This is a genomic window from Corynebacterium sp. UD i78 (genome assembly GCF_056280545.1).
On record NZ_JBWCED010000001.1, the window covers coordinates 292,562 to 312,842 of the forward strand.

The 20,281-nt window shown below is 66.9% G+C and carries 18 protein-coding genes and 2 tRNA genes; 10 read left to right on the forward strand and 10 right to left on the reverse strand.

Features of this window, described 5'->3' with window-relative positions:
- Nucleotides 1-213 precede the first annotated feature (213 nt).
- The 6 genes from ACZ9GM_RS01385 to ACZ9GM_RS01410 all read right to left on the reverse strand — a co-directional run bounded on the left by ACZ9GM_RS01385 (nt 214) and on the right by ACZ9GM_RS01410 (nt 5,961).
- The gene (locus ACZ9GM_RS01385; protein ID WP_291474237.1) at nt 214-1,281 is read right to left on the reverse strand and encodes a lipoate--protein ligase family protein; all 1,068 of its coding nucleotides are present in this window, start codon (nt 1,279-1,281) and stop codon (nt 214-216) included.
- Between the two features lie 132 nt (nt 1,282-1,413).
- The gene (locus tag ACZ9GM_RS01390) at nt 1,414-1,758 is read right to left on the reverse strand and encodes a P-II family nitrogen regulator (RefSeq protein WP_291474252.1); all 345 of its coding nucleotides are present in this window, start codon (nt 1,756-1,758) and stop codon (nt 1,414-1,416) included.
- A gap of 14 nt (nt 1,759-1,772) precedes the next feature.
- The gene (locus ACZ9GM_RS01395) at nt 1,773-2,990 is read right to left on the reverse strand and encodes an ammonium transporter (RefSeq protein WP_476037074.1); all 1,218 of its coding nucleotides are present in this window, start codon (nt 2,988-2,990) and stop codon (nt 1,773-1,775) included.
- 232 nt (nt 2,991-3,222) lie between these two features.
- Nucleotides 3,223-5,385: a RecQ family ATP-dependent DNA helicase gene (locus ACZ9GM_RS01400; protein WP_476037075.1), complete on the reverse strand. Its 2,163-nt coding sequence runs from the start codon at nt 5,383-5,385 to the stop codon at nt 3,223-3,225.
- An 84-nt stretch (nt 5,386-5,469) separates the two neighbouring features.
- Nucleotides 5,470-5,688 (reverse strand): hypothetical protein, encoded by a 219-nt coding sequence (locus tag ACZ9GM_RS01405; RefSeq protein ID WP_476037076.1) that lies wholly within the window; start codon nt 5,686-5,688, stop codon nt 5,470-5,472.
- 60 nt (nt 5,689-5,748) lie between these two features.
- Nucleotides 5,749-5,961: a hypothetical protein gene (locus tag ACZ9GM_RS01410; protein WP_476037077.1), complete on the reverse strand. Its 213-nt coding sequence runs from the start codon at nt 5,959-5,961 to the stop codon at nt 5,749-5,751.
- A gap of 214 nt (nt 5,962-6,175) precedes the next feature.
- Here ACZ9GM_RS01410 and ACZ9GM_RS01415 point away from each other — a divergent pair, with 214 nt between their 5' ends.
- The 5 genes from ACZ9GM_RS01415 (at nt 6,176) to ACZ9GM_RS01435 (ending at nt 11,504) form a co-directional block, all read left to right on the forward strand.
- Nucleotides 6,176-7,954, forward strand: a complete 1,779-nt coding sequence (locus tag ACZ9GM_RS01415; protein WP_476037078.1) for a cation-translocating P-type ATPase — start codon at nt 6,176-6,178, stop codon at nt 7,952-7,954.
- Nucleotides 7,951-8,862 carry an HAD-IC family P-type ATPase gene (locus ACZ9GM_RS01420; protein ID WP_476037079.1) on the forward strand — a complete coding sequence of 304 codons (912 nt, stop codon included), beginning with the start codon at nt 7,951-7,953 and terminating at the stop codon, nt 8,860-8,862. Before ACZ9GM_RS01415 ends, ACZ9GM_RS01420 begins: the two co-directional genes overlap by 4 nt.
- Nucleotides 8,802-10,016 carry an NAD(P)/FAD-dependent oxidoreductase gene (locus tag ACZ9GM_RS01425; protein WP_476037080.1) on the forward strand — a complete coding sequence of 405 codons (1,215 nt, stop codon included), beginning with the start codon at nt 8,802-8,804 and terminating at the stop codon, nt 10,014-10,016. The genes ACZ9GM_RS01420 and ACZ9GM_RS01425 overlap by 61 nt, the downstream gene beginning before the upstream one ends.
- A gap of 68 nt (nt 10,017-10,084) precedes the next feature.
- Nucleotides 10,085-11,134, forward strand: coding sequence for a zinc-binding alcohol dehydrogenase family protein (locus ACZ9GM_RS01430; protein ID WP_476038301.1), 1,050 nt, complete (start codon nt 10,085-10,087; stop codon nt 11,132-11,134).
- Nucleotides 11,124-11,504, forward strand: coding sequence for a CHY zinc finger protein (locus tag ACZ9GM_RS01435; RefSeq protein WP_476037081.1), 381 nt, complete (start codon nt 11,124-11,126; stop codon nt 11,502-11,504). Before ACZ9GM_RS01430 ends, ACZ9GM_RS01435 begins: the two co-directional genes overlap by 11 nt.
- Nucleotides 11,505-11,678: 174 nt before the next feature.
- Here the strand turns inward: ACZ9GM_RS01435 and ACZ9GM_RS01440 are convergent.
- From ACZ9GM_RS01440 to cmrA, 3 genes are all read right to left on the reverse strand, one after another.
- A tRNA-His gene (locus ACZ9GM_RS01440) sits at nt 11,679-11,754 on the reverse strand.
- A 114-nt stretch (nt 11,755-11,868) separates the two neighbouring features.
- Entirely contained in the window at nt 11,869-12,498 is a 630-nt protein-coding gene (gene orn / locus ACZ9GM_RS01445) for an oligoribonuclease (protein ID WP_291474248.1), read from the reverse strand.
- A 28-nt stretch (nt 12,499-12,526) separates the two neighbouring features.
- A complete protein-coding gene (gene cmrA, locus ACZ9GM_RS01450; RefSeq protein ID WP_476037082.1) occupies nt 12,527-13,363 on the reverse strand; it encodes a mycolate reductase in 837 nt (278 codons plus the stop codon).
- Nucleotides 13,364-13,664: 301 nt separating this feature from the next.
- Between cmrA and ACZ9GM_RS01455 the strand changes: the two genes are divergently transcribed.
- The 3 genes from ACZ9GM_RS01455 (at nt 13,665) to ACZ9GM_RS01465 (ending at nt 17,005) form a co-directional block, all read left to right on the forward strand.
- Nucleotides 13,665-15,353, forward strand: a complete 1,689-nt coding sequence (locus ACZ9GM_RS01455; RefSeq protein ID WP_291475331.1) for an SLC13 family permease — start codon at nt 13,665-13,667, stop codon at nt 15,351-15,353.
- 91 nt (nt 15,354-15,444) lie between these two features.
- Nucleotides 15,445-16,608, forward strand: a complete 1,164-nt coding sequence (locus ACZ9GM_RS01460) for an acyltransferase family protein (RefSeq protein ID WP_476037083.1) — start codon at nt 15,445-15,447, stop codon at nt 16,606-16,608.
- A 184-nt stretch (nt 16,609-16,792) separates the two neighbouring features.
- A complete protein-coding gene (locus tag ACZ9GM_RS01465) occupies nt 16,793-17,005 on the forward strand; it encodes a GNAT family N-acetyltransferase (protein WP_291475345.1) in 213 nt (70 codons plus the stop codon).
- A 27-nt stretch (nt 17,006-17,032) separates the two neighbouring features.
- Here the strand turns inward: ACZ9GM_RS01465 and ACZ9GM_RS01470 are convergent.
- Nucleotides 17,033-17,109: transfer RNA gene (locus tag ACZ9GM_RS01470), tRNA-Arg, on the reverse strand.
- Nucleotides 17,110-17,210: 101 nt separating this feature from the next.
- Between ACZ9GM_RS01470 and ACZ9GM_RS01475 the strand changes: the two genes are divergently transcribed.
- Nucleotides 17,211-19,355 carry a bifunctional copper resistance protein CopD/cytochrome c oxidase assembly protein gene (locus tag ACZ9GM_RS01475; RefSeq protein ID WP_476037084.1) on the forward strand — a complete coding sequence of 715 codons (2,145 nt, stop codon included), beginning with the start codon at nt 17,211-17,213 and terminating at the stop codon, nt 19,353-19,355.
- Between the two features lie 239 nt (nt 19,356-19,594).
- Nucleotides 19,595-20,224 carry a single-stranded DNA-binding protein gene (locus ACZ9GM_RS01480; RefSeq protein WP_476037085.1) on the forward strand — a complete coding sequence of 210 codons (630 nt, stop codon included), beginning with the start codon at nt 19,595-19,597 and terminating at the stop codon, nt 20,222-20,224.
- Nucleotides 20,225-20,281 lie beyond the last annotated feature (57 nt).

A 20,281-nucleotide genomic window follows, 5' to 3' on the forward strand; every position in this document is an offset into this window, starting at 1 on the left:
AGCCAGAAGGGCGGCACCGTCACGGTGCCGCCCTTCTGTCATGCCCCGGGGAGGACACCTGCCGCCGAGTTTGCGTCCCCGATTCCGGACTACCGTGGCAGCAGATCAGGGAAACGGTGCCGCAAAACCCGGGGACCATCGTGGGTCGGTCGCTGCAGGCCGGTCTGACGGTCTCGGACCAACATGGGGCGCCCGACCGAGGTGAACTTCCGTCTACGGCAGCCGGTGCGTCCACTCCTCGGTGTTGAACTTCTCGTCGCAGCGCTGGCGGGCGACGGCCAGGTCGGCGTCCGAAATGGTCCCCTCGGTCGCGCTGTACTTCTCCTTGAAGGTGTCGTGGAAGACCTTGAGGATCTCCTCCCGCGGCAGTTGCGTCTGCGACCGCATCGGGTCGACCCGCTTCACCGCCGACCGGGTGCCCTTGTCCTTCATCTTCTCCTTGCCGATACGGATGACTTCGAGCATCTTCTCGGCGTCGATGTCATAGGACATGGTCACATGGTGCACCATCCACCCGTTGGAGAACCGCTTCTGTGCCGCACCGCCGATCTTGCCCTGGTCCGAGGAGATGTCGTTGAGCGGGATGTAGTGGGCGTTGATACCGACCTTCTTCAGCGCCTCCATCGTCCACTCGTCGAGGAAGGGGTAGGACTGGGCGAAGCTCAGCCCGTCGACCAGCGCCTGGGGGACGACCAGGGAGTAGGTCACACAGTTGCCGGGCTCCATGAACATCGCCCCACCACCGGTGACGCGGCGCGAGACCGTGATGCCGTACTTGTCCACGCCCTCCTGGTTGATCTCGTTGGAGTACGACTGGAATGACCCGATGACGACCTGCGGGGCGTTCCACTCCCACAGCCTCATGAACGGCTTGCGGCGTCCGGCGGCGACATCGTCGGTGAGCGTCTCATCCATCGCGACATTGAGCATCGGGTCGATCGCGGGACCGTAGATGACATCGAAGTCGATGTCGTCCCAGTCGATGGCGTGCCCCAGCGCCCGGCGCACCGCGATACCCACGCCCTCGGCGGTGATGCCGAAGAGGACGTCGGTGCGCAGCAGCGAATCTGCGACGCGTTCGGTGTAACCCTCGGCGGACAGGTCAGCCGGTGCACCCTCCAGGGCGGAGGTCATCCGGATCAGTGCCTCATCGGGTTCGAGGAAGAAGTCACCGGCGATCCGCACCCCGGTCAGGACGCCGGGGTCATCCTCGGTCACCGTCGTCACCTCCAGGTCGACGACGATGAGCTTTCCTCCGAGGACTTTGTATTCTCCGTGCACGTCAACGGGCCTTTCTGATAGCGGTGTAGTCGACCGCCCAGTCTAGCCTTACCGAGCACCCGTCTGTACCGGTCAGTGCCGGTCAGTGCCGGTCAGTGCCGGTCAGTGCCGGTCAGCGCCTGCCACTACCCGTCAGAGAGCGTCGGTACCGTGCTCGCCGGTGCGCACCCGCACCAGCCCGGTGAGCTCGCTCGCCCACACCTTTCCGTCGCCGATCTCGCCGGCGCCGGTCCGGGCGGCCTGCACGATGGTGTCGATGATGTCCTCGACGGTGTCGGCGGGAACGATCACCTCGATCCTGGACTTGGGCAGGAAGTTCTCGGTGTACTCCCTGCCGCGGTAGACTTCCTTGCGTCCTCCCTGGTTGCCGTATCCGAGGACTTCGGTGACCGTCAGGCCTCCGATGCCCTTGTCGGCGAGTGCGGCGGTGACGGCGTCGAGCCGGGTGCCTTTGATGACTGCGGTGACGAGTTTCAGCATGGCCACTGTCCTTAGTTGTAGTCGTAGGCGGTTTCGCCGTGGAGCTTGAAGTCGAGGTCGTCCTCTTCCTCGACCCGGATATGCATCGTCTTGTCCATGACCTTGGCGATGATCCAGGTCATGCCGAAGGAGAAGGTGCAGGTGACGGCGATGGCCGCGAGTTCACCCCACAGTAGCGAGATGTCCCCGCCGAAGAAGATGCCCCGGATCGGTTCGTCGTTGGTGTATGTCGCCCACCCGAAGAACACCACGAAGAGTGCGCCCACGATGCCGCCGAGCCCGTGCACGGCCCAGGCGTCCAGCGATTCGTCGATCCCGAGCTTCGTCTTCCAGGTACATGCCCAGGCGACGAATGCTCCGGCGATGAGTCCGAGAGCCAGCGCACCGAAGGGGTCCACGGCGTCGGCGGCCGGGGTGATGGCGACCAGCCCGGCGATGACCCCGGACGCGAGGCCGAGCACGGTGGACTTACCGTGGCGGAACTTCTCGTAGAGCATGAAGCCGAGCATGCCGGTTCCGCCGGCGTACAGGGTGTTCATGATCGTGTACTGGGCGACGTAGTTCGCGCCGCCGGCGGTGCCGCCGTTGAACCCGAACCAGCCCATCCACAGGATTCCGGCGCCGAGCAGGACCAGGGGCATACTGTGCGGGCGGCTCGCGGTCTTCTTCCGCGGGCCCAGCACCAGCGCCAGCGCCAGGGCGGCGAAACCCGAGGCCATGTGCACCGCAGTGCCACCGGCGTAGTCGTGGAAGTCGAGGACCTCACCCATCCAACCGTCGCCGAACACCCAGTGTCCGAGAGGGAAATAGACGAGGGTGACCCAGACCATCGAGAAGACGATCCAGGCGGAGAACTTCATACGCCCGAGTGCGCCGGACGCCACGATGGCCACGGTGATGCAGGCGAACATGGTGTAGAACGCCATGTCCGCGGTGACGGAGAAGCCGCCGTCCACGCCACTGTCCTCATTGCCGACGAGCCCGAAGTAGGAGGTCGGGTCGCCGATGACGCCACCGAGCGAGTCGCCGAGCACCAGGCTGTGGCCGAACAGCACGTAGAGGACCGTGACCGTGCCGAGGGTCGACATGGTCATCGCGAACATGTTGAGGACATTGTTCTTGCCCGACATGCCGCCGTAGAACAGTGCGATTCCGGGAAACATGAGGAGGACGACCGTCATGGCCGCCAGGATCCAGGCGACGTCCGCCAATTCCTGTGGATCAATCATCAGCGCAGGGCTCCATTCGTGACGCGGTCATGAGAAACAGCACGGATGCTCGGAATGAACACCGTGTCCTCACGGTAAACAGCGCTGATGTCGGTCCCGTGTCCCCACTGTAAAAGCAGGGGTCGTGGTGCCGACCCTCGATGACACGTCCGGTTGCGGGAGGTTACGGCCTGACTACAGGTGGGTTACCCGCATTAACTCCGGTCCCGGTCAATGTCGGCCCTGACCAGCATCACCCCCGCAGCGCCAGCGCGAAGGGAAGCACTGCCGCCGCACCGGCCTGACGCAGTGCACGTCCCGCCACGGTCATCGCCCACCGCGACCCGATTTCGGTGTCCACCAGCAGCACGACCTGCCCCTCGACTGCAGCCGCGGTCTCCGGGGGCACCGTGAATGCTCCGGCGAGGTTCTTCACCCGGAAGGCGCTGTTGACGTCGGGAGTCCCCGGATCGCGGGTGAGTTCCAGCGACCCGGCGTCCACCATCCGCCCGATCGACGCGAGGCCGGACGCCAGGTCGCCCGCCGTCGTCGGCCGCGTCACGGAGGGCATCCCGACGACCACGGAAGGACGCTCATCCCAGCCCCACTCCTTGAGAACCTGGACACACCAGTCGGCGATGTTCTTCGGCACCGGCACGTCCTCGGCCCCCTCGGCGAGGAAGGTCCGCAGCACCTGGCCGGCGCCGAGATCGGTGAGGCGGGCGATGGCGCGTCCCTCCGCGACCCGCTCGTCGGTCGGGATCTTCCCCTTGAGCTGCACGCCGACCTTCTCCATGCCGGAGGGCCACTGGCCCCGTGGGTCGACAGGCACACCGATCCCGGAGAGCACCTTACGCGCCCCGGACTCGTTGTCGGCGCTGACGGTGGCGTCCCACCAGACCCCGGCACAGACATCGCAGCGTCCGCAGTCATGGGCGGTCGGGTCATCGAGAGCCTCGGCGAGGAAGCGCATCCGGCACATCTGACCTGCCTCGTAGTCCAGCATCGCCTGTGCCTCACGCTTCCGGGCCTCGGCGACAGCGTCGTAGCGTGGCGTGTCATAGGACCAGGGTGCGCCGGTGGTGACGAAGCCGGAGCCGGCCCGGTCCACCGCGCCGTCTACCTGCAGGGTCTTGAGCAGCAGGGTCAGCTTCGTGCGCTTGATACCGACCAGAGGTTCCAGCGCGGGGACGGACAGGGGAGTGGGGGAGTCCGTCAGGGCACCCAGTACTGTCAGTGCGTCCTCCTCCTCGGGCATGGAGGCGGTGGCGAAGTACTCCCAGATGTCCGGGTCCTCGTCGCCGGGCAGCAGCAGGACGTCTGCGGACTCCGTGGCACGACCGGCGCGTCCGACCTGCTGGTAGTACGCCACGGCGGAGCTCGGCGCGCCGAGGTGCACCACGAACCCCAGGTCGGGTTTGTCGAAACCCATACCCAGCGCGCTGGTCGCCACCAGCGCCTTGAGACTGTTGTCCTTGAGCGCCTGCTCCAGACGGGCGCGGTCCTCGGCGTCGGTGCGTCCGGTGTAGGCGGCGACATCCCGGCCGGCTTCCCTGAGCGCGCGGGTCGTGTCCTCGGCGGCAGAGACTGTGAGGCAGTAGATGATGCCCGAACCGGTGAAGTCCCCCAGGTGCTGGACCAGCCAACCGATCCGGTGCCCGGGGGAGGAAGTGGGAGCGACACCCAGGCGCAGCGAATCACGGGAGAGCGCGCCACGGATGACAGCGGTGTCCGCTCCGAGCTGGGCGGCGACATCGTCGACGACGCGGCTGTTCGCCGTCGCCGTCGTCGCCAGCACCGGCAGGTCACCGGGCAGGGACACCAGCAGTGCGCCGATCCGACGGTAGTCGGGGCGGAAGTCATGGCCCCAGTCGGAGATGCAGTGGGCCTCGTCGACGACGACCATGCCGACCCCGGCGCCGGAACCGGTGGCGCCCAGCAGAGGATCGAGGACGCGCTCCCGGAACTTCGGGTTGGTCAGCCGCTCCGGGGAGATGAGCAGTACGTCGAGGCGTCCTTCCCGGAGGGCGGTGAGGACGTCATCCCACTCGGTGACATTGGCGGAGTTGATCGTCGCCGCGTGGACCCCGGCGCGTTCGGCGGCGGCGACCTGGTCGCGCATCAGGGCAAGCAGCGGGGAGATGATGAGCGTCGGACCGGCGCTGCCGCCTGTGCCGCCTGAGCCTTCCCGGATCAGCCGGGCGGCGACGAAGTACACCGCCGACTTGCCCCAGCCGGTGCGTTGGACGACGAGAACCCGTTTCCGGTCACTGACCAGCGCCTTGATGGCGTCGAACTGGCCGTCGCGGAAGTCGGCGTCCGGGCGTCCGGTGAGTTCGCGGAGGATCTCCGTGGCGCGGGTACGGAGGTCGGTGGTGGGGGCGGCGGGAGAAGCGGCGGCGTCGGTCGGGCTCATGCGCCCCACCCTAGAGGAGTGACCGGACAGCTTAGGGCCGGTCGTCTGCCGGTCCCTGTGCCGTCGCCGTTCACCCCGGATACATCACAGGCCGTGTCGCTCTGACGTCCCGAAAGGGGCATGCCGTGTGATGTATGTCCGTTGAACGGCGGTCAGGGATGGCCCATGGTGGGGGGTGCGCAGTCCCTTCGGTATCCGGACCAGCAGGACGCCGGTCGCAATCAGGGCGAAGACGACGCCACCACCGATGACGATCATCATGTAGCCGACACCCCACAGGCCGGTGTCGTCATAGTCCGCCATCAGGATGCCGCGCGCGGATCAGGGGCACCTGGCATGAGTAGAACGTCGAAGACAGCACCCTCACCACTCGACGACCGGGCCCGCGAGGTCGTCGAGCGGCTCCACGCGCAGAACCGGCACCAGTTCGTCCGCAGCATCTTTCCACTGGTCCGTGAGATGGCGAAGGCGAAGTCCGGCACCGGGAACCGGGACCACACCCGGACCGACTCCGGCAAGGAGATGCTCGCCGACAAGATGGTGGCCCTCGACCGGGAGAAGGCGGCGCTGTGTCACCTGCTGTGCCGCAGTCTCCGGGCACGTACCGTCGTCGATATCGGGACACCGTTCGGGGTGGCCACAGCAGGTTTCCCGAGGTGTTCATGGTGCTCACGCTACCTGTCTCTCACCTCCGGCGAGTGGCCTCGGGACCGGGGGCCGTGCAGCACCGGTCGGGGAGTCCTACTCTCGGGAAGTGATCGATATTCACTGTCCAGGGAGCTGACTGCTGATGACCGCACCCGTCTGGCACACCACCGGCGTCGAGGAGGTCAGAGCTGCTCTCGACCTACCTGACCCCGCAACAGGAACCATCACTGACACCGGCCTGACCTCGGCGGACGCCGCCGCCCGGCTGGAAAGCCACGGTCCCAACAAGCTCCGCGAGAACACCGCCGACCCCTGGTACGTCGTCCTCGGCCGGCAGATGGCGTCCCCGATGGTCGTCTTCCTCTTCCTCGCCGGCATCGTCACCCTCATCCAACAGGAATGGTTCGAGGCGGCGGTGATCTTCCTCGTTGTCGTGCTGAACTCCTCGATCGGCTACTGGCAGGCCCGCAAGGCGGAGAAGGATGTCGCCGCGCTGGCGAAACTCTCCACACCCGAGGCCACCGTCGTCCGTGACGGTGTGGTTGCCGACATTCCCGCCACTGACCTCGTCCCCGGCGACACGGTCCGCCTCGAATCCGGCGACATGGTGCCCGCCGACCTGCGGATCGTGGCGTCCAACGGACTGCGCGTCGACGAATCGATGCTCACCGGTGAGGTCCTGCCGACCACGAAGCGCGCCGAGGTCTCCGACCACGGCGTCGATCTGGCGGTGGACGCCCCACTCGGCGACCGCGTCACCATGGGCTACTCCGGCACGCTCGTCGTCTCCGGTCGCGCCAGCGGCCTGGTCGTCGCCACCGGTCACGACACCGAACTCGGCTCCATCGCCGACCTCGTCCAGACCGACAGCGGGAAGACCCCGTTGCAGATCCTCACCGACCGGCTCGAGAAGACCATCGCCGCACTGCTGGTCGTCGTCGGCGTCGCGGTGTTCGTCGCCAACCTCATCCTCGGCACCGGCCTGGGGGACGCCTTCCGCTCCACCGTCGCGCTGATCGTCTCCTCGATGCCGGAGGCACTGCCGGTCGTCCTGTCTGTCGCGATGGGTGTGGGGGTGTCCCGTATGGCGGCCCGCAATGCGGTGGTACGCCATCTGCCCAGCGTGGAAACCCTCGGTTCCACGACCGTCATCGGTTCGGACAAGACCGGCACGCTCACCGTCAACCGGATGACCGTGGAGACCGTGTGGACACCCACCGGTCTCGACGAGACCCCGTCGCTGCGTACCGGTGCGTTGACCAATGACGCCACCGCCCACCCCGACGGCGACACGCTCATCGGGGACGCCGTGGATGTCGCCATGGCCACCGCCGCACTCGAGCGGGGTGCCGTCACCGCTGCCGAGCGCAGTGCGGCGCCGGAGGCAGACATGCCCTATGAACCCGAGCACGCCTATTCACAGACGCTGCGTCGGGAGACCGGGGAGGACGGTACGGACCGCCGTGTACTCCACGTCAAGGGTGCACCGGAGGTCGTGGCATCCTTCTGCCGGGGGATGGGTGAGGGCGGCGTCCTCCATGAGGCGATGGAGGAGGCCAACCACGCGATGGCCGCCGATGGGCTGCGCGTCATCGCCACCGCGTCCCGCGTCCTCGGGGACGATGAAGTCCCGGACGCCACGAAGGCACTCGATACCCCGCATGACCTGCAGTTCACCGGGCTGCAGGGGATGATGGACCCGCCGCGTGAGGGCGTGCGCGAGGCGATCGGGCAGTGTCGGTCGGCCGGCATCCACGTCATGATGATCACCGGTGACCACCCGTCACCGCCGTCGCGATCGGCAAGCGGCTCGGGCTGGGACGTCCCGGCGATGAGCCGGTCACCGGCCGCGACCTGGCCGGGCTGGATGACGCCCAACTGCGCGAACGGCTCAAGCACACCAGCGTCGCCGCGCGGATGAGTCCGCAGGACAAGCTGCGGATCGTCAAGCTACTCAAGGCTGACGGGGAGACCGTCGCCGTCACCGGTGACGGCGTCAATGACGCCCCGGCGCTCAAGGCGGCGTCCATCGGAGTGGCGATGGGGGATTCCGGTACCGATGTCGCCCGGGAATCCGCCGACGTGGTCCTCACCGACGACAACTTCGTCACCATCGTCGACGCCGTGCGCCTCGGCCGGGTGACGTTCTCCTCGATCCGCAAGGCCACCTTCTTCCTCATCTCCAACGGCCTGGCACTCATGACTGCGGTGGTGGTGAACACCTTCACCGAGCTGCCGCTGATATTCCTGCCGGTGATGCTGCTGTTCATGAATATCGTCACCAACGGCATCCAGGACATCGCCCTGTCCTTCGAGAAAGGCGAGGGTGACGAGCTCGACCAGAAGCCCCGGTCGAAGGATGAAGGCGTGCTCGACACCCACATGTGGATGCGGTCGGTCATCACGGGGCTGTGGATGGGCATCGGAACACTGCTGGTCTACCGGGTCGCCCACGACCAGGGGCTGCCGCTGGAGGAATGCCGCACACTGGCTCTGATCACCATGGTGATGTTCAACTTCTTCCAGGTGTTCAGTGCCCGTGCGCTGCACATCTCCGCCTTCGCGGTGAACCCGCTGGGCAACCCGCTGCTGCTTGGCTCCGCACTGTTGGCGCTGGTGCTGCAGTGGGTGTGCACCGCGTGGACACCGGCCGCCGACCTCATCGGCCTGACCGCGCTGACGTGGGAGCAGTGGCTCATGTGCACGGGCATCGGGGTTACGGTGTTGTTGATCGTCGAAGCAGAGAAACTCGTGGTGAGGTGGATGGAATGGCGGAACACACGGCACATGAGGAGCACGGCGGCCGTCGGACGGACATCTGCGTCATAGGTGCGGGCGTCCTCGGTCTGACGGCGGCACGTGAGCTGGCGTCCCGCGGTCATTCGGTGACCCTGCTGGACGCCGAGGCGCCGTTCGCCGGGGCGAGTCACCGGTCATTCGCGTGGATCAACGCGAACAACAAGCCACCGCACACCTACCACCGGCTCAACGCGCTGGGCATGGAGGAGCACGACCGGCTGCAGGCGGAGCTGGGCGGGGACTGGTTCCACCGCTCGGGCTCGGTGCTTGCGTCGTCCGTCGGGACGCCGGAACAGCGCGCGGAGTTCCTCGTCGACCGGCTCGACCGGCTGCACGCCGAGCATTACCCGGTCCAGCAGATGGGACGCGATGACCTGACCGACCTGGAACCGGTCGTGGACTGGACACACGTGCTGCCCGAGGGTGGGGAGGCGCTGTTCTTCCCCGAGGAGGGATACCTGGACGCCGACCTCTTCGCCGCCGGGCTGCTGGGCGACCTGGCCGGACGTCGGGTGACGGTGCAGCAGGGGCGGGTGACGCATCTGGCCTCGGACGCGGTAAGCGCCCGTGTCCTGCTGGACACCGGGGTCGAGCTTACGCCGGACGCCGTGGTCGTCGCCGCCGGTGCCGGTTCGCGGGCCCTCGGACTTCCGGTCGCTGATCTCGCGGCCCCGGAAGGGCCCACCGAGCGGACCCACAGTTTCCTGGGGCTGAGTGCACCGACCGATGTGCCGCTGGGCCGGGTGGTCATCACGGACGTGATCAACGTGCGGCCCCGCCATGACGGACGCCTGTGGGTGCAGCTGCCGGGTGTGGAGCACCGGGTCTCCGAGGCGGTGGACGCGTCCTCGCGGGACGCCGTGTGTGATGAGGTACGCCACCTCATGGAGATCGAGCTGGAGAGGATCCTGGGTACTCCGGTGCCGGTGCCGACGGTGCACCTGTCCGGACGCAGTCTGCCGGAGGACGGCTTCCCGCTTGTCGGATTCACCGACACCCCGCGCCGGATCTACGCACTGGTCGCGCATTCGGGGATGACGCTGTCTGCACTGCTCGGTCGCCTGGTCGCCGAGGAGATCAGTGGTGGACCCGGGGAAGCGGCCGAGCTGCTGGCGTCCTTCCGCCCGGACCGTCCGGCGGCCGCGGAACCCGCCCCGTCCACCCCCTTCATCGGGCGGCAGTAGGCCGGGCACTGCAGGTGCGGCGGGCGTGGACGCACAATGGAGGCATGACCACCACCATCCCCACCACCATGCACGCCTGGCAGGTCACCACACCCGGCCCGGTCGACGGGGCCGATGCACCCTTGGAACTCGTCGAGAAGCCGGTGCCGGAGCCTGGCCCCGGTGAGCTTCTCGTCCACGTCCACACCTGCGGGGTGTGCCGGACCGACCTGCACGTCACAGAGGGGGACCTTGATGTGCACCATCCCCATGTCACGCCCGGCCACGAGATCGTCGGGTCGGTGACTGCTCTCGGTGAGGGGGTTGATGCGTCCTGGCAGGACGCCAGGGTCGGCGTAGCCTGGCTGCGCTCGACCTGCGGGGAGTGCCGTTGGTGCCGGTCAGGGCGCGAGAACCTCTGCCCGAACTCGACCTACACCGGGTGGGACGCCGACGGTGGATATGCCGGGTACACGGTGGTGCCCGCCGACTTCGCGTACCGGCTTCCGGACTCCGGTCAGGACGCTGCGTCCGATGTGGCGTCCGATGCCGCACTGTCTCCCATGCTCTGCGCGGGCATCATCGGGTACCACGCCCTGCAGCGCGCCGGGCTGCCCGAATCCACCCCGGACAACCCCGCCCGGCTCGGACTCTACGGCTTCGGCGGATCGGCCCACCTGTGCGCCCAGCTCGCGCTGTCCTCCGGAGCCCGCGTCCACGTCCTGACCAGGGACAAGGCTGCACAGGAACTGGCGCTGTCACTGGGCTGCGCTTCGGCGGCCGGCGCCTACGACATGCCGCCGGAGCCGTTGGACGCCGCGGTACTCTTCGCCCCGGTCGGGGACATCGTCCCACCGGCCATGCGCGCGCTGGACCGGGGTGGCGTCCTGTCGATCGCCGGGATCCACCTCTCGGACACCCCACCGCTGAACTACGAGAACGAGCTCTTCTACGAAAAGGAGATCCGCTCGGTCACCTCGAACACGCGTGCCCAGGGCCGTGAGTTCCTGTCACTGGTGGCGGAACACGGGGTGCACGCGACGACGCACGAGTACCCGATGAGCGATGCGTTGACTGCCCTGCAGGACCTCAGGGCAGGACGCTTCGACGGGGCGGCGGTGCTGGTCAATGACTTCTGATCCGACTTCTGATCCGACTTCTGACGCGGCAGCTGATGCACTGGTCGGCGGCGTGGGCTGCCCGCACTGGCACTCATCGCTGGACATCGTGGCGATCCGCTTCCACTGCTGCGGGCACTCCTATCCCTGCCTGCACTGCCATGAGGAGGCCGAGGACCATCCGGTGACGCCCCGGCCCACGGCTACTGAGTCCGACCGGGCACAGGAGGCCGTGCTGTGCCGGGCGTGTGGAGCGTGGCTGACCGTGGTGGAGTACCTCGACCTCTACGACGGGGCTGCCGAGCCACACTGCCCGTACTGCGCTGCGTCCTTCAACCCCGGCTGCGCACTCCACTCCCACGTGTACTTCCAGGTGCGACCCGACAGGTAGGTTCTGTCGGCCCCGACCAACCAGGCGGGTCGTACCTGGGTCGGGCGCTCAGGGGAATCAGCGCCGCAGGCCAACCTCAGGCACCCTACCTGGCGTCGTGCTCCGGGAAAACGTCGCTGGGAATACGACGAGACCCCGGTACCTTCACGGGGAAGGAACAGGGGTCCGCGTGTCTGGGGTGGCTGACGGGACTCGAACCCGCGACACCCAGGATCACAACCTGGTGCTCTACCAGCTGAACTACAGCCACCATTGCCGCTGTTGAAGCAGCGGGACTCATACTAGACCACCGCTGTCATTCCGGGCAAAAGCGCAGGTCCCACCGTGTGGCCGGTCATGGTGGGTAATCGACCACGGTCGGCAGCTACACGATCGGCGTCGCCTCGGTAGCCGCAGCGGCAGCGGCGTCCACCGCGTCCTGACCCGGAGTCTCGGCGACGAAGGCCGCCCGGCGGTAGTAGTCCAGCTCGCGGATGGACTCCAGGATGTCCGCCAGTGCACGGTGCTGCATGCCCTTGGCCGGTTGACCACTGTAGACCCGCGGGTACCAGCGGCGGGTGAGTTCCTTGATGGAGGAGACGTCGATCATCCGGTAGTGCAGGAAGTTGTCCAGGTCGGGCATGTACTTCGCGATGAACTTCCGGTCGGACGCGATGGAGTTGCCGCACAGCGGCGCTACACCGGAGGACGCCACGAAGCGTCTGATGTACTCCACGACCTCCTTCTCTGCGTCCGCCACGGAGACGGAGGACGCGCGGATCTCCTCGGTCAGGCCCGAGGTGCCGTGCATCTTCGTCACGAAGTCGTCCATCTCCGCCAGCTCGTCGTCGGTGGCGTGGATGACGATGTCGATGCCCTTGTCGAGGGGCTTGAGTTCAGCGTCGGTGACGACGACGGCGATCTCCACGAGCACGTGCCGGGAGGTGTCCAGTCCGGTCATCTCGCAGTCCACCCACACGAGGCGGTCGATCTTGGCGGTCTGGTTCGGTGTCATGTTGTCAGCTTTCTCTTGTCTTCTGCCGTCACTCGTCAGCCATCCGGGCATACGCCTTCCCCATCAGCGGGGCGGTGATCCGACGCGGCAGGTAGGTCGACATCACGTTGGCGACCTTCGACAGGCCGCCGGGGACGACGCGCAGCTTGTTCGCGGCCAGCGCCTCGAGCGTCTCGGTCGCACAGTCCGGGTAGGTCGTCCACACGAAGTCCGGGGTGGCACGGTCAACGATGGTACGCGCGGCGTCCTCCTTGACCTCCTCTCGCACCGGGCCGGGGGCCAGCAGGGTGCAGCGCACCCCGGTGCCCTTCAGCTCGTAGTGCAGCGCCTCGGTGAAGGTGTTGACCATGGCCTTCGTGCCCACATAGGTCGCGTTGTTGGGGATCGCGGCGTTGCCGGCGACGGAGCCGACGTTGACGATTCCGGCGTCCCCGCTCGCCACCATGCCCGGCAGGACCGCGGCGGTGAGCTCGAAGACGGCGGTGGCGTTGAGCTCGAACTGCGTGCGCTCGTAGGCGGGGTCGAGCTGCCGGAACTCGCCGAAGGTCGCCACGCCGGCGGAGTTGACGATGATGTTCACGTCCAGGCCCTCAAGCTCCTCGATGAGGACGCTGCGGGCCTCGGCGTCCGCCAGATCGCAGGGGCGGATCTCGACGGTGACGTTCCGGCCCTCGGTGACCAGCGTGTCGCGGATCATCTCCATCGGCCCGGTGGTGCGGGCGACGAGCAGCAGGTTGTGTCCGCGGCGTCCCAGCTCCAGGGCGATCGCCTGTCCGATGCCGGAGGACGCCCCGGTCACCACAGCGACACGGTCGGGACCGGGGGAGGGCAGGGCCGGAGACTTACGGGGCTTACGTCGGAACAACAGGGACTCCTGTGTCGGTGGGGGACGGGAACTGGCGTCCCTCAGGCTACCTGCTGGCAGTGACGGTGGTCGGTAGTCCGGTAGATGACGTGGAAGAGCGCTCCGGCGGGTCGGGGGAGGCCCGCAGGAGGCCCGCGGGAGGGTCGCGGGGGTCGCGGGAGGGTCGTGGGGGTGCCGGCGGGGAAATGAACGGGGGTAAATTTCCTTGGTGAACTCCGTTTCGTCCGGAAGGTGATTAGTTTGTGTCCTCTTCTCACCCTATTGTGGGTCGCTGACGTTCCGTACCACGAGAGGACATCGCATGTCTCAGAAAGACGATAACTCGGCTGTGCCGCCCGAATCCGAGGACACCGGCCCCGCCACCGGTGCCGTGACCTTCGAGGACTCCGGCAAGGAGACCCCGGTCGACGCCTCGGACGCCGTGGAAAGCGCCGCAGACGGTGACGAGATCCGCGGTAAGCGGGGCGTGGAGCGTGCCGAGAACCGGAAGAAGTTCATCGGACTGGGTGTCGGCCTCCTCCTCGCGGTGATCATCTACTTCATCTTCCCGTCCAACGGTGCCGACCTCGTCAACGACGCGTCCCCCGACGCCGAGACCCCCTACGAGCTCGACCCGATCCGGATCACCGCCGCGATCATGGTGCTCATGGGTGCCTGGTGGATGACCGGTGCCCTTCCGCTGGCCGCGACCGCCATGGTCCCGCTCGTGGCCTTCCCGATCCTCCAGGTTGCGCCGATCGCCGATGTGTCGTCGCCCTACGCTGAACCGACGATCTTCCTGTTCATGGGTGGATTCATCCTTGCTCTCGGTATCCAGCGCTGGGGCCTGCACCGCCGGCTGGCCCTCATGGTGGTCCTCGCCGTGGGTACGAAGCCGAAGCAGCTGGTGCTCGGCTTCATGATCGCGACCGGCTTCATGTCGATGTGGGTCTCGAACACCGCCACCGCCGTGGTCATGCTGCCGATCGGTATCTCCGTGCTGGCGCTGACCGCGGACAAGGTCGGTGGACACGACAAGCAGAAGAAGTTCGCCACCGCCCTGATGCTGGCCATCGCCTACTCGGCGTCCATCGGCTCCCTGGGCACGATCATCGGTACCCCGCCGAACGCCTTCCTCGCCGCCTACATGTCCGGCACCCACGGCGTCGAGATCGGCTTCGGCAAGTGGATGATGGTCGGCGTCCCGCTCGCCGTGGTCTTCACCGTCATCGCCTGGCTGGTGCTGGTCACCGTCTTCAAGCCGGAGATGAAGGAGATCCCCGGTGGTCGTGAGCTCATCAAGAAGGAGATCGACGACATGGGCAAGATGTCCCGTGCGGAGATCACCGCCGGAATCATCTTCCTCATCACGGCCATCGCCTGGATCACCATCCCGCTGCTCGCCGAGTACACCAGCTGGTGGACGATCAGCATCCCGGATGCGGCGATCGCCATGACCGCAGCACTGCTCATGTACATCGTCCCGGTCAACAATCGCGGCACACGCGTCATGGACTGGGAGCACTCCAAGGCGATCCCGTGGGATGTCCTGATCCTGTTCGGTGGCGGCCTGTCGCTGTCCGCCATGGTCACCGCGTCCGGTCTGTCGTTGTGGATCGGTGAGATGGTCAAGGGCATGGACGCCCTGCCGACCGTACTGCTGGTCTTCGCCATTGCCGCGGTCGTCCTGGCGCTGACCGAGTTCACCTCGAACACCGCCACCGCCGCGACGTTCATCCCGATCATGGGCGGTGTCGCCATCGGTATCGGCCTCACCGGTGACGGCATCATCAACGTCCTCATCCTGGTGATCCCGACCGCCCTGGCCGCCACCTGTGCCTTCATGCTGCCGGTGGCGACCCCGCCGAATGCCATCGCCTACGGCTCCGGTTACGTCAAGGCCGGCGACATGCTCAAGGGTGGTCTGTGGCTCAACCTCGTGGCCGTCTTCCTCATCACGATCACGGTGTTCGCCCTGGCTGTTCCTGTCTTCGGGCTGACGTTCGGCTGATGACGACCATGTGAGACCGGACAATGCCCGGGCTGAAAGTTTGCACCACCTGATGTGCAGCTGAAAGCCCGGGCTTGTTAGCGTCACCCGTGTGCTGAATACGAGATCCCCTGAACCGGAGAAGCCCAACCCGGGGAAGGGGACCCCGCAGAGTGACGGCGCCACCGCAGCCGCCGCAGCGCGCACGACCTACGGTCGGCTCGGCTGGGTGGACGCCGCCAAGGGGCTCTGCATCCTCCTCGTCGTCGCCGGTCACGCGATCATCAACCTCAACAACAACGGCTACGCCACCGGCATCTGGGAGGAGATCAACCTCGTCATCGGCCCGGTGCGGATGCCGTTGTTCTTCCTCCTGTCCGGCCTCTTCGCTGCCAAGGCACTGTCCGAGAACTGGCGGAAGTTCGCCGACCGGCGTATCTGGGTGATGCTCTGGCTGCTCGTCCTGTGGGTGCCGATCCGGGAGATCTGGCTTGCGATGATCCCCCGCACCACGCTGGACCACAGCGGCGACATCGCCGCCCCGGCCGGGTTCGACCCGGAGAACTGGGGCCCCATGGTGGGCCGGATGCTCGAGGCTGTCCAAGGTCCGCCGAGCTACCTCTGGTTCCTCTACGCACTGGCACTGTTCGCCGTGCTGTCGAAGGCGACCCGACGCGTCCACCCCGTCATCCAGATCCTCGTCGCCGGCACGGTCGCGATGTGCACCCCGGAACTCGACCTCGGATGGCCGTGGAACGACATCCTCCACACCTACGTCTTCTACCTGGTGGGCATGTACGCCGCCCCGTGGATCCACCGGCTGGCGCGCCTGCGCTCACTACCGGTCATCCTCGGGGCGACCGCCGTGTACACGGCCGTGGGACTGTGGATCTACAACAACAACGACCATTTCAACCTGGGGCTCAACGGACCGGTGAAGGTCTTCCTGGCGTCCGTCGGCATCATCGCGGTGATCTCCGCGGTGTCGGCGCTGGAGGGGTCGCCGCTGCTGCGTCCGCTCATCGAGGTCGGCTCCCGCACCCTGCCGGTCTTCATCATGCACATCATGGTGCTCGCGACCGTGACTTTCGTCGCCGACCTCGTGCTGCCGGGTGATCCCGGCCTGCCGCTGCAGCCGCTGATCCTGGCCGCCATTGTGGTGACGTTCTGCCTCGGCCTGCACAGACTGCTCACGTCCTGCGGTTTCGCGTGGCTGTTCCGGCGTCCGGCGTGGACGCGTCGGTGGTACCTCCGTTCGCTGGAGAAGAACGCCTGATGGCTGACCGGATCATCGTCGCGTCCCCCGGTTGCCCGGAAGTCGTACCGCTGGTCGCCGCGCTCGGCGGGGAGTACGAGACCCGCTACGCCGACTAGGACGGCTTCGACAAGGACCAGGACGCGCCTGAGGAGATCGACTTTTCCCTCCTCTCGTCTTCACCGCCCCCACCGGCACACTGCTGCTGGTCCGGCGGGACGGGCAGACCGTCGCCGGCGGTGGATTCTTGTACCTCGATGAGGAGACCGCCGAGATCAAGCGCGTCTGGACCTTCCCGGACCACCGGCGCCAGGGCCTGTCCCGAACCGTCATGACCGCCCTGGAGGACACCGCGTCCTGTCAACGGGCTGCGGTGGCAGCCACCCACCGGTGGCGTGACCCCCGGAGACGCGCTTGACGGGCCTGCACTGAGCAGGTCCGCCGATGGTGCCCCCGGCAGGATTCGAACCCGCGACCAGCCGGGTAGAAACCGGATGCTCTTATCCACTGAGCTACGGAGGCGCGAGACGACATATTAGCCGACGGGCACAGCGATCACCGAAGCAGGCCGACCGAAGTGCCGACGAGCGCTTCCGAATCGGAATCGGCAGATCACGCTAGTAATGTCAGGGATCATGTCCGACACGTCCGACGCTGTCACCACGTCCCCCCGCCGCATCGGGTCCCCGGTCGGCCTCTACATCGGAGCGGCGCTGCTCGCCGGTGTCGTCGCTGCGGTGATCGGGGCTGCTTTCCTGGGCCAGTCACTGGCCGCTCTCGGCCTCCCCGACCCCGGATCGGCCACGACCTGGGGACTGCCGCTGGTCCGCGGTATCGGCACCCTCGCCGCCTGTATCGGTATCGGCGGATTCCTCATGAGTGCGCTCGGTACTCCGCCCCGCAAGGACGGCTACCTGGATGTCGACGGTTTCCGGGCGTCCCGCACCGGCACCTGGGGCATGGCCGCCTGGGCGGTCTGCGCCCTGCTGATGATCCCGCTCTACCTCTCCGACGCCTCTGGCGCGCCTCTGTCCGAGACTCTGAAGCCTGACTTGTGGGGCACCGCGATCGACCAGGTCGCGACTGCCGGAGCGATGCGGTGGATCGCGATCCTCGCCGGTCTCGCCGCCGTACTTTCGCTGTTCAGCCGTAAGTGGATCTGGCAGCCGGTGTTCCTGGCCCTGTCGGTGATCTCCCTGGTCCCCATCGCCCTGGAAGGCCACTCGGCGTCCGGCGGCGACCACGACTACGGTGTGAACTCCCTGCTCTGGCACATCGTCCTCGGCGCCCTGTGGATCGGTGGTCTCGCCGCGCTGGTCGCCCACGCCGCCCGCCGTGGTCCCCACCTGCCTGAGCTGGTGAAGCGCTACTCCTGGCTGGCGATGGTGTGCATCATCGGTGTGACGGCGTCCGGCCTGATCAACGCCGCGATCCGCCTGTCCTTCTCCGAATGGTTCACGACCGACTACGGCCGCGTCATCACGCTCAAGGCCGTGCTCACCGTGATCCTCGCGGTGATCGGCTGGGCGCACCGCCGGTACACCATCCCGCAGCTTGAGGCGTCCACAGGCACGAAGGACGCCTGGTGGAAGCGTCCCTTCGTCCGCCTGGCGATCGTGGAGGTCCTCATCATGGCCGCCACCGTCGGTGTAGCTATCTCGCTGTCCCGTATCCCGCCGCCGGTGGAGTTCACCGCCGACATCTCTCCTGCGGAACTGACCCTCGGGTTCGACCTCACCGAGCCGTTCTCCGCGGCGGCCGTGTTCACCCACTGGCGTTTCGACCTGATCTTCGGTACAGGCGCACTGCTCCTGCAGGCCGTGTACCTGTGGGCGTGGCGCGTCCTGCGCAAGCGCGGTGTGGAGTGGCCGGTCAGCCGCCTGATCTGGTGGACGCTCGGCAACGTCACGCTGCTCTTCGTCACCTGCTCGGGGCTAGGGCTGTACTCCATGGCGATGTTCGCCCCGCACATGCTGCAGCACATGATGCTGACCATGCTGATCCCGGTGTTCTGGGTGCTCGGCGGGCCGATGACGCTGCTGCTGCGCGCGCTGCCGCCGGCCGGGAAGAACGGCATCCAGGGCCCGCGCGAATGGCTGGTCGTGTTCATCAACAACCCGGTCTCGCGGTTCCTCACCAACCCGGTCGTCGCCGCCGTGCAGTTCGTCATCGGGTTCTACGCCCTGTATCTCTCCGACATGTTCGAGTGGATGGCGCAGGAGCACGCCGGCCACGTTTTCATGAACATCCACTTCCTCATCTCCGGCTACCTGTTCTACTGGGTGGCCATCGGGGTGGACGCCGCCCCGCGTCAGCTCAGCCCCTTCATGAAACTGCTGATGACGCTGGCGGCGATGGCCTTCCACGCGTGGTTCGGCATCGCGATGATGCAGATGTCTGAGCCGCTTGCCGAGGCGTACTACCTGTCGCTGCAGCTGCCGTTCCCGGTCGATCTCATGGAGCAGCAGCACACCGGTGGTGCGATCGCCTGGGGACTCTCGGAGATCCCGCTGGTGCTGGTCAGCATCATGCACGGCGCGCAGTGGGCGAAGCAGGACAAGAAGGAGCAGAAGCGGTTCGACCGTAAGGCCGACCGCGACGGGGACGCCGAGCTTGAGGCCTACAATGCGATGCTCGCCGGGCTGAAGACAGGCGAGAACTCCGCCCAGGCGGAGTACTACGGTGCGGAGTACCAGGGTGACGAGGTCCAGGGCTTCATGCACTCCGATAGGGCGAAGCGGGAGTACCGGCAGAAACACCGGGAGTGAGGCGTCCTCCTTTCTGCGGGAAGCCGCAGGTGAGTGGAGGTTGTGGACAACTCTCTTCTGATTCGGGTCGAGTTGTCCACAGATTCTTGACCGGTAGTCGACAGATCCTGAGCTGTGGGGGACCATCTGCGGGCACCGGGGGAGACGAGGTGGGGAACACCCTGCCGACCACCGGGAGTCGTCCGGCCGGTGCCGTGGCGCAGGTCCCGGGGCCGCGTCCCCGGGAGAGGGGGCTGATCATGGCCACACAACAGATGTCCGTGACGATGACGGGATTCGCGGCGTCGAACCCGGTCAGGAACTCGTCGATCATGAAGCTCGTGACGTTCCGCATGGCGTCCACCCCGCGGTGGAACACCAACGGCGAGTGGAAGGACGGCGGGACGCTGTTCATCGATGTCCAGTGCTGGGGGCGCCTCGGCGACCACGTGATGTCGTCCGTGGTGAGGGGCGCGCCGCTCGTCATCGCCGGACGCATGACCTCGTATTCCTTCAAGTCGGAGAACGGGCAGAAGCGGGCGGACGGCGAACCCTTCACCGAGACCCTCTGGCGGGTCACGGCGTCCAACGTCGGGCTGGACCTCAGCCATTCGCCGTCGACGTGGTCGCTGCGAGACAAGGTGAAGGACGCCGCGGACGGCGACGCGAAGAAGCCCGCCCCGGGCGAGAGCACGGGTGGGTTCGCCACCGGCCTCTCCGAACTGTCCGGTCCGGCTGAGGGTCCGACCTCCGGGCTCGGGGACGCGCAGGACGCCCGGCCGACTGCTGAGCCTGGTGTGCCGGGGGACTCCGACAATCCCGACCCGCCGGCGGACCAGGGCGACGGGGAGCGGGAGCTGTCCTCCGTCGGCCATGAAACCCCGTTCTGACCGTCGCTCATCGAAATATCCGGGCAGGAATCCCGTGAATTGCTGAGTTCGCCGGAT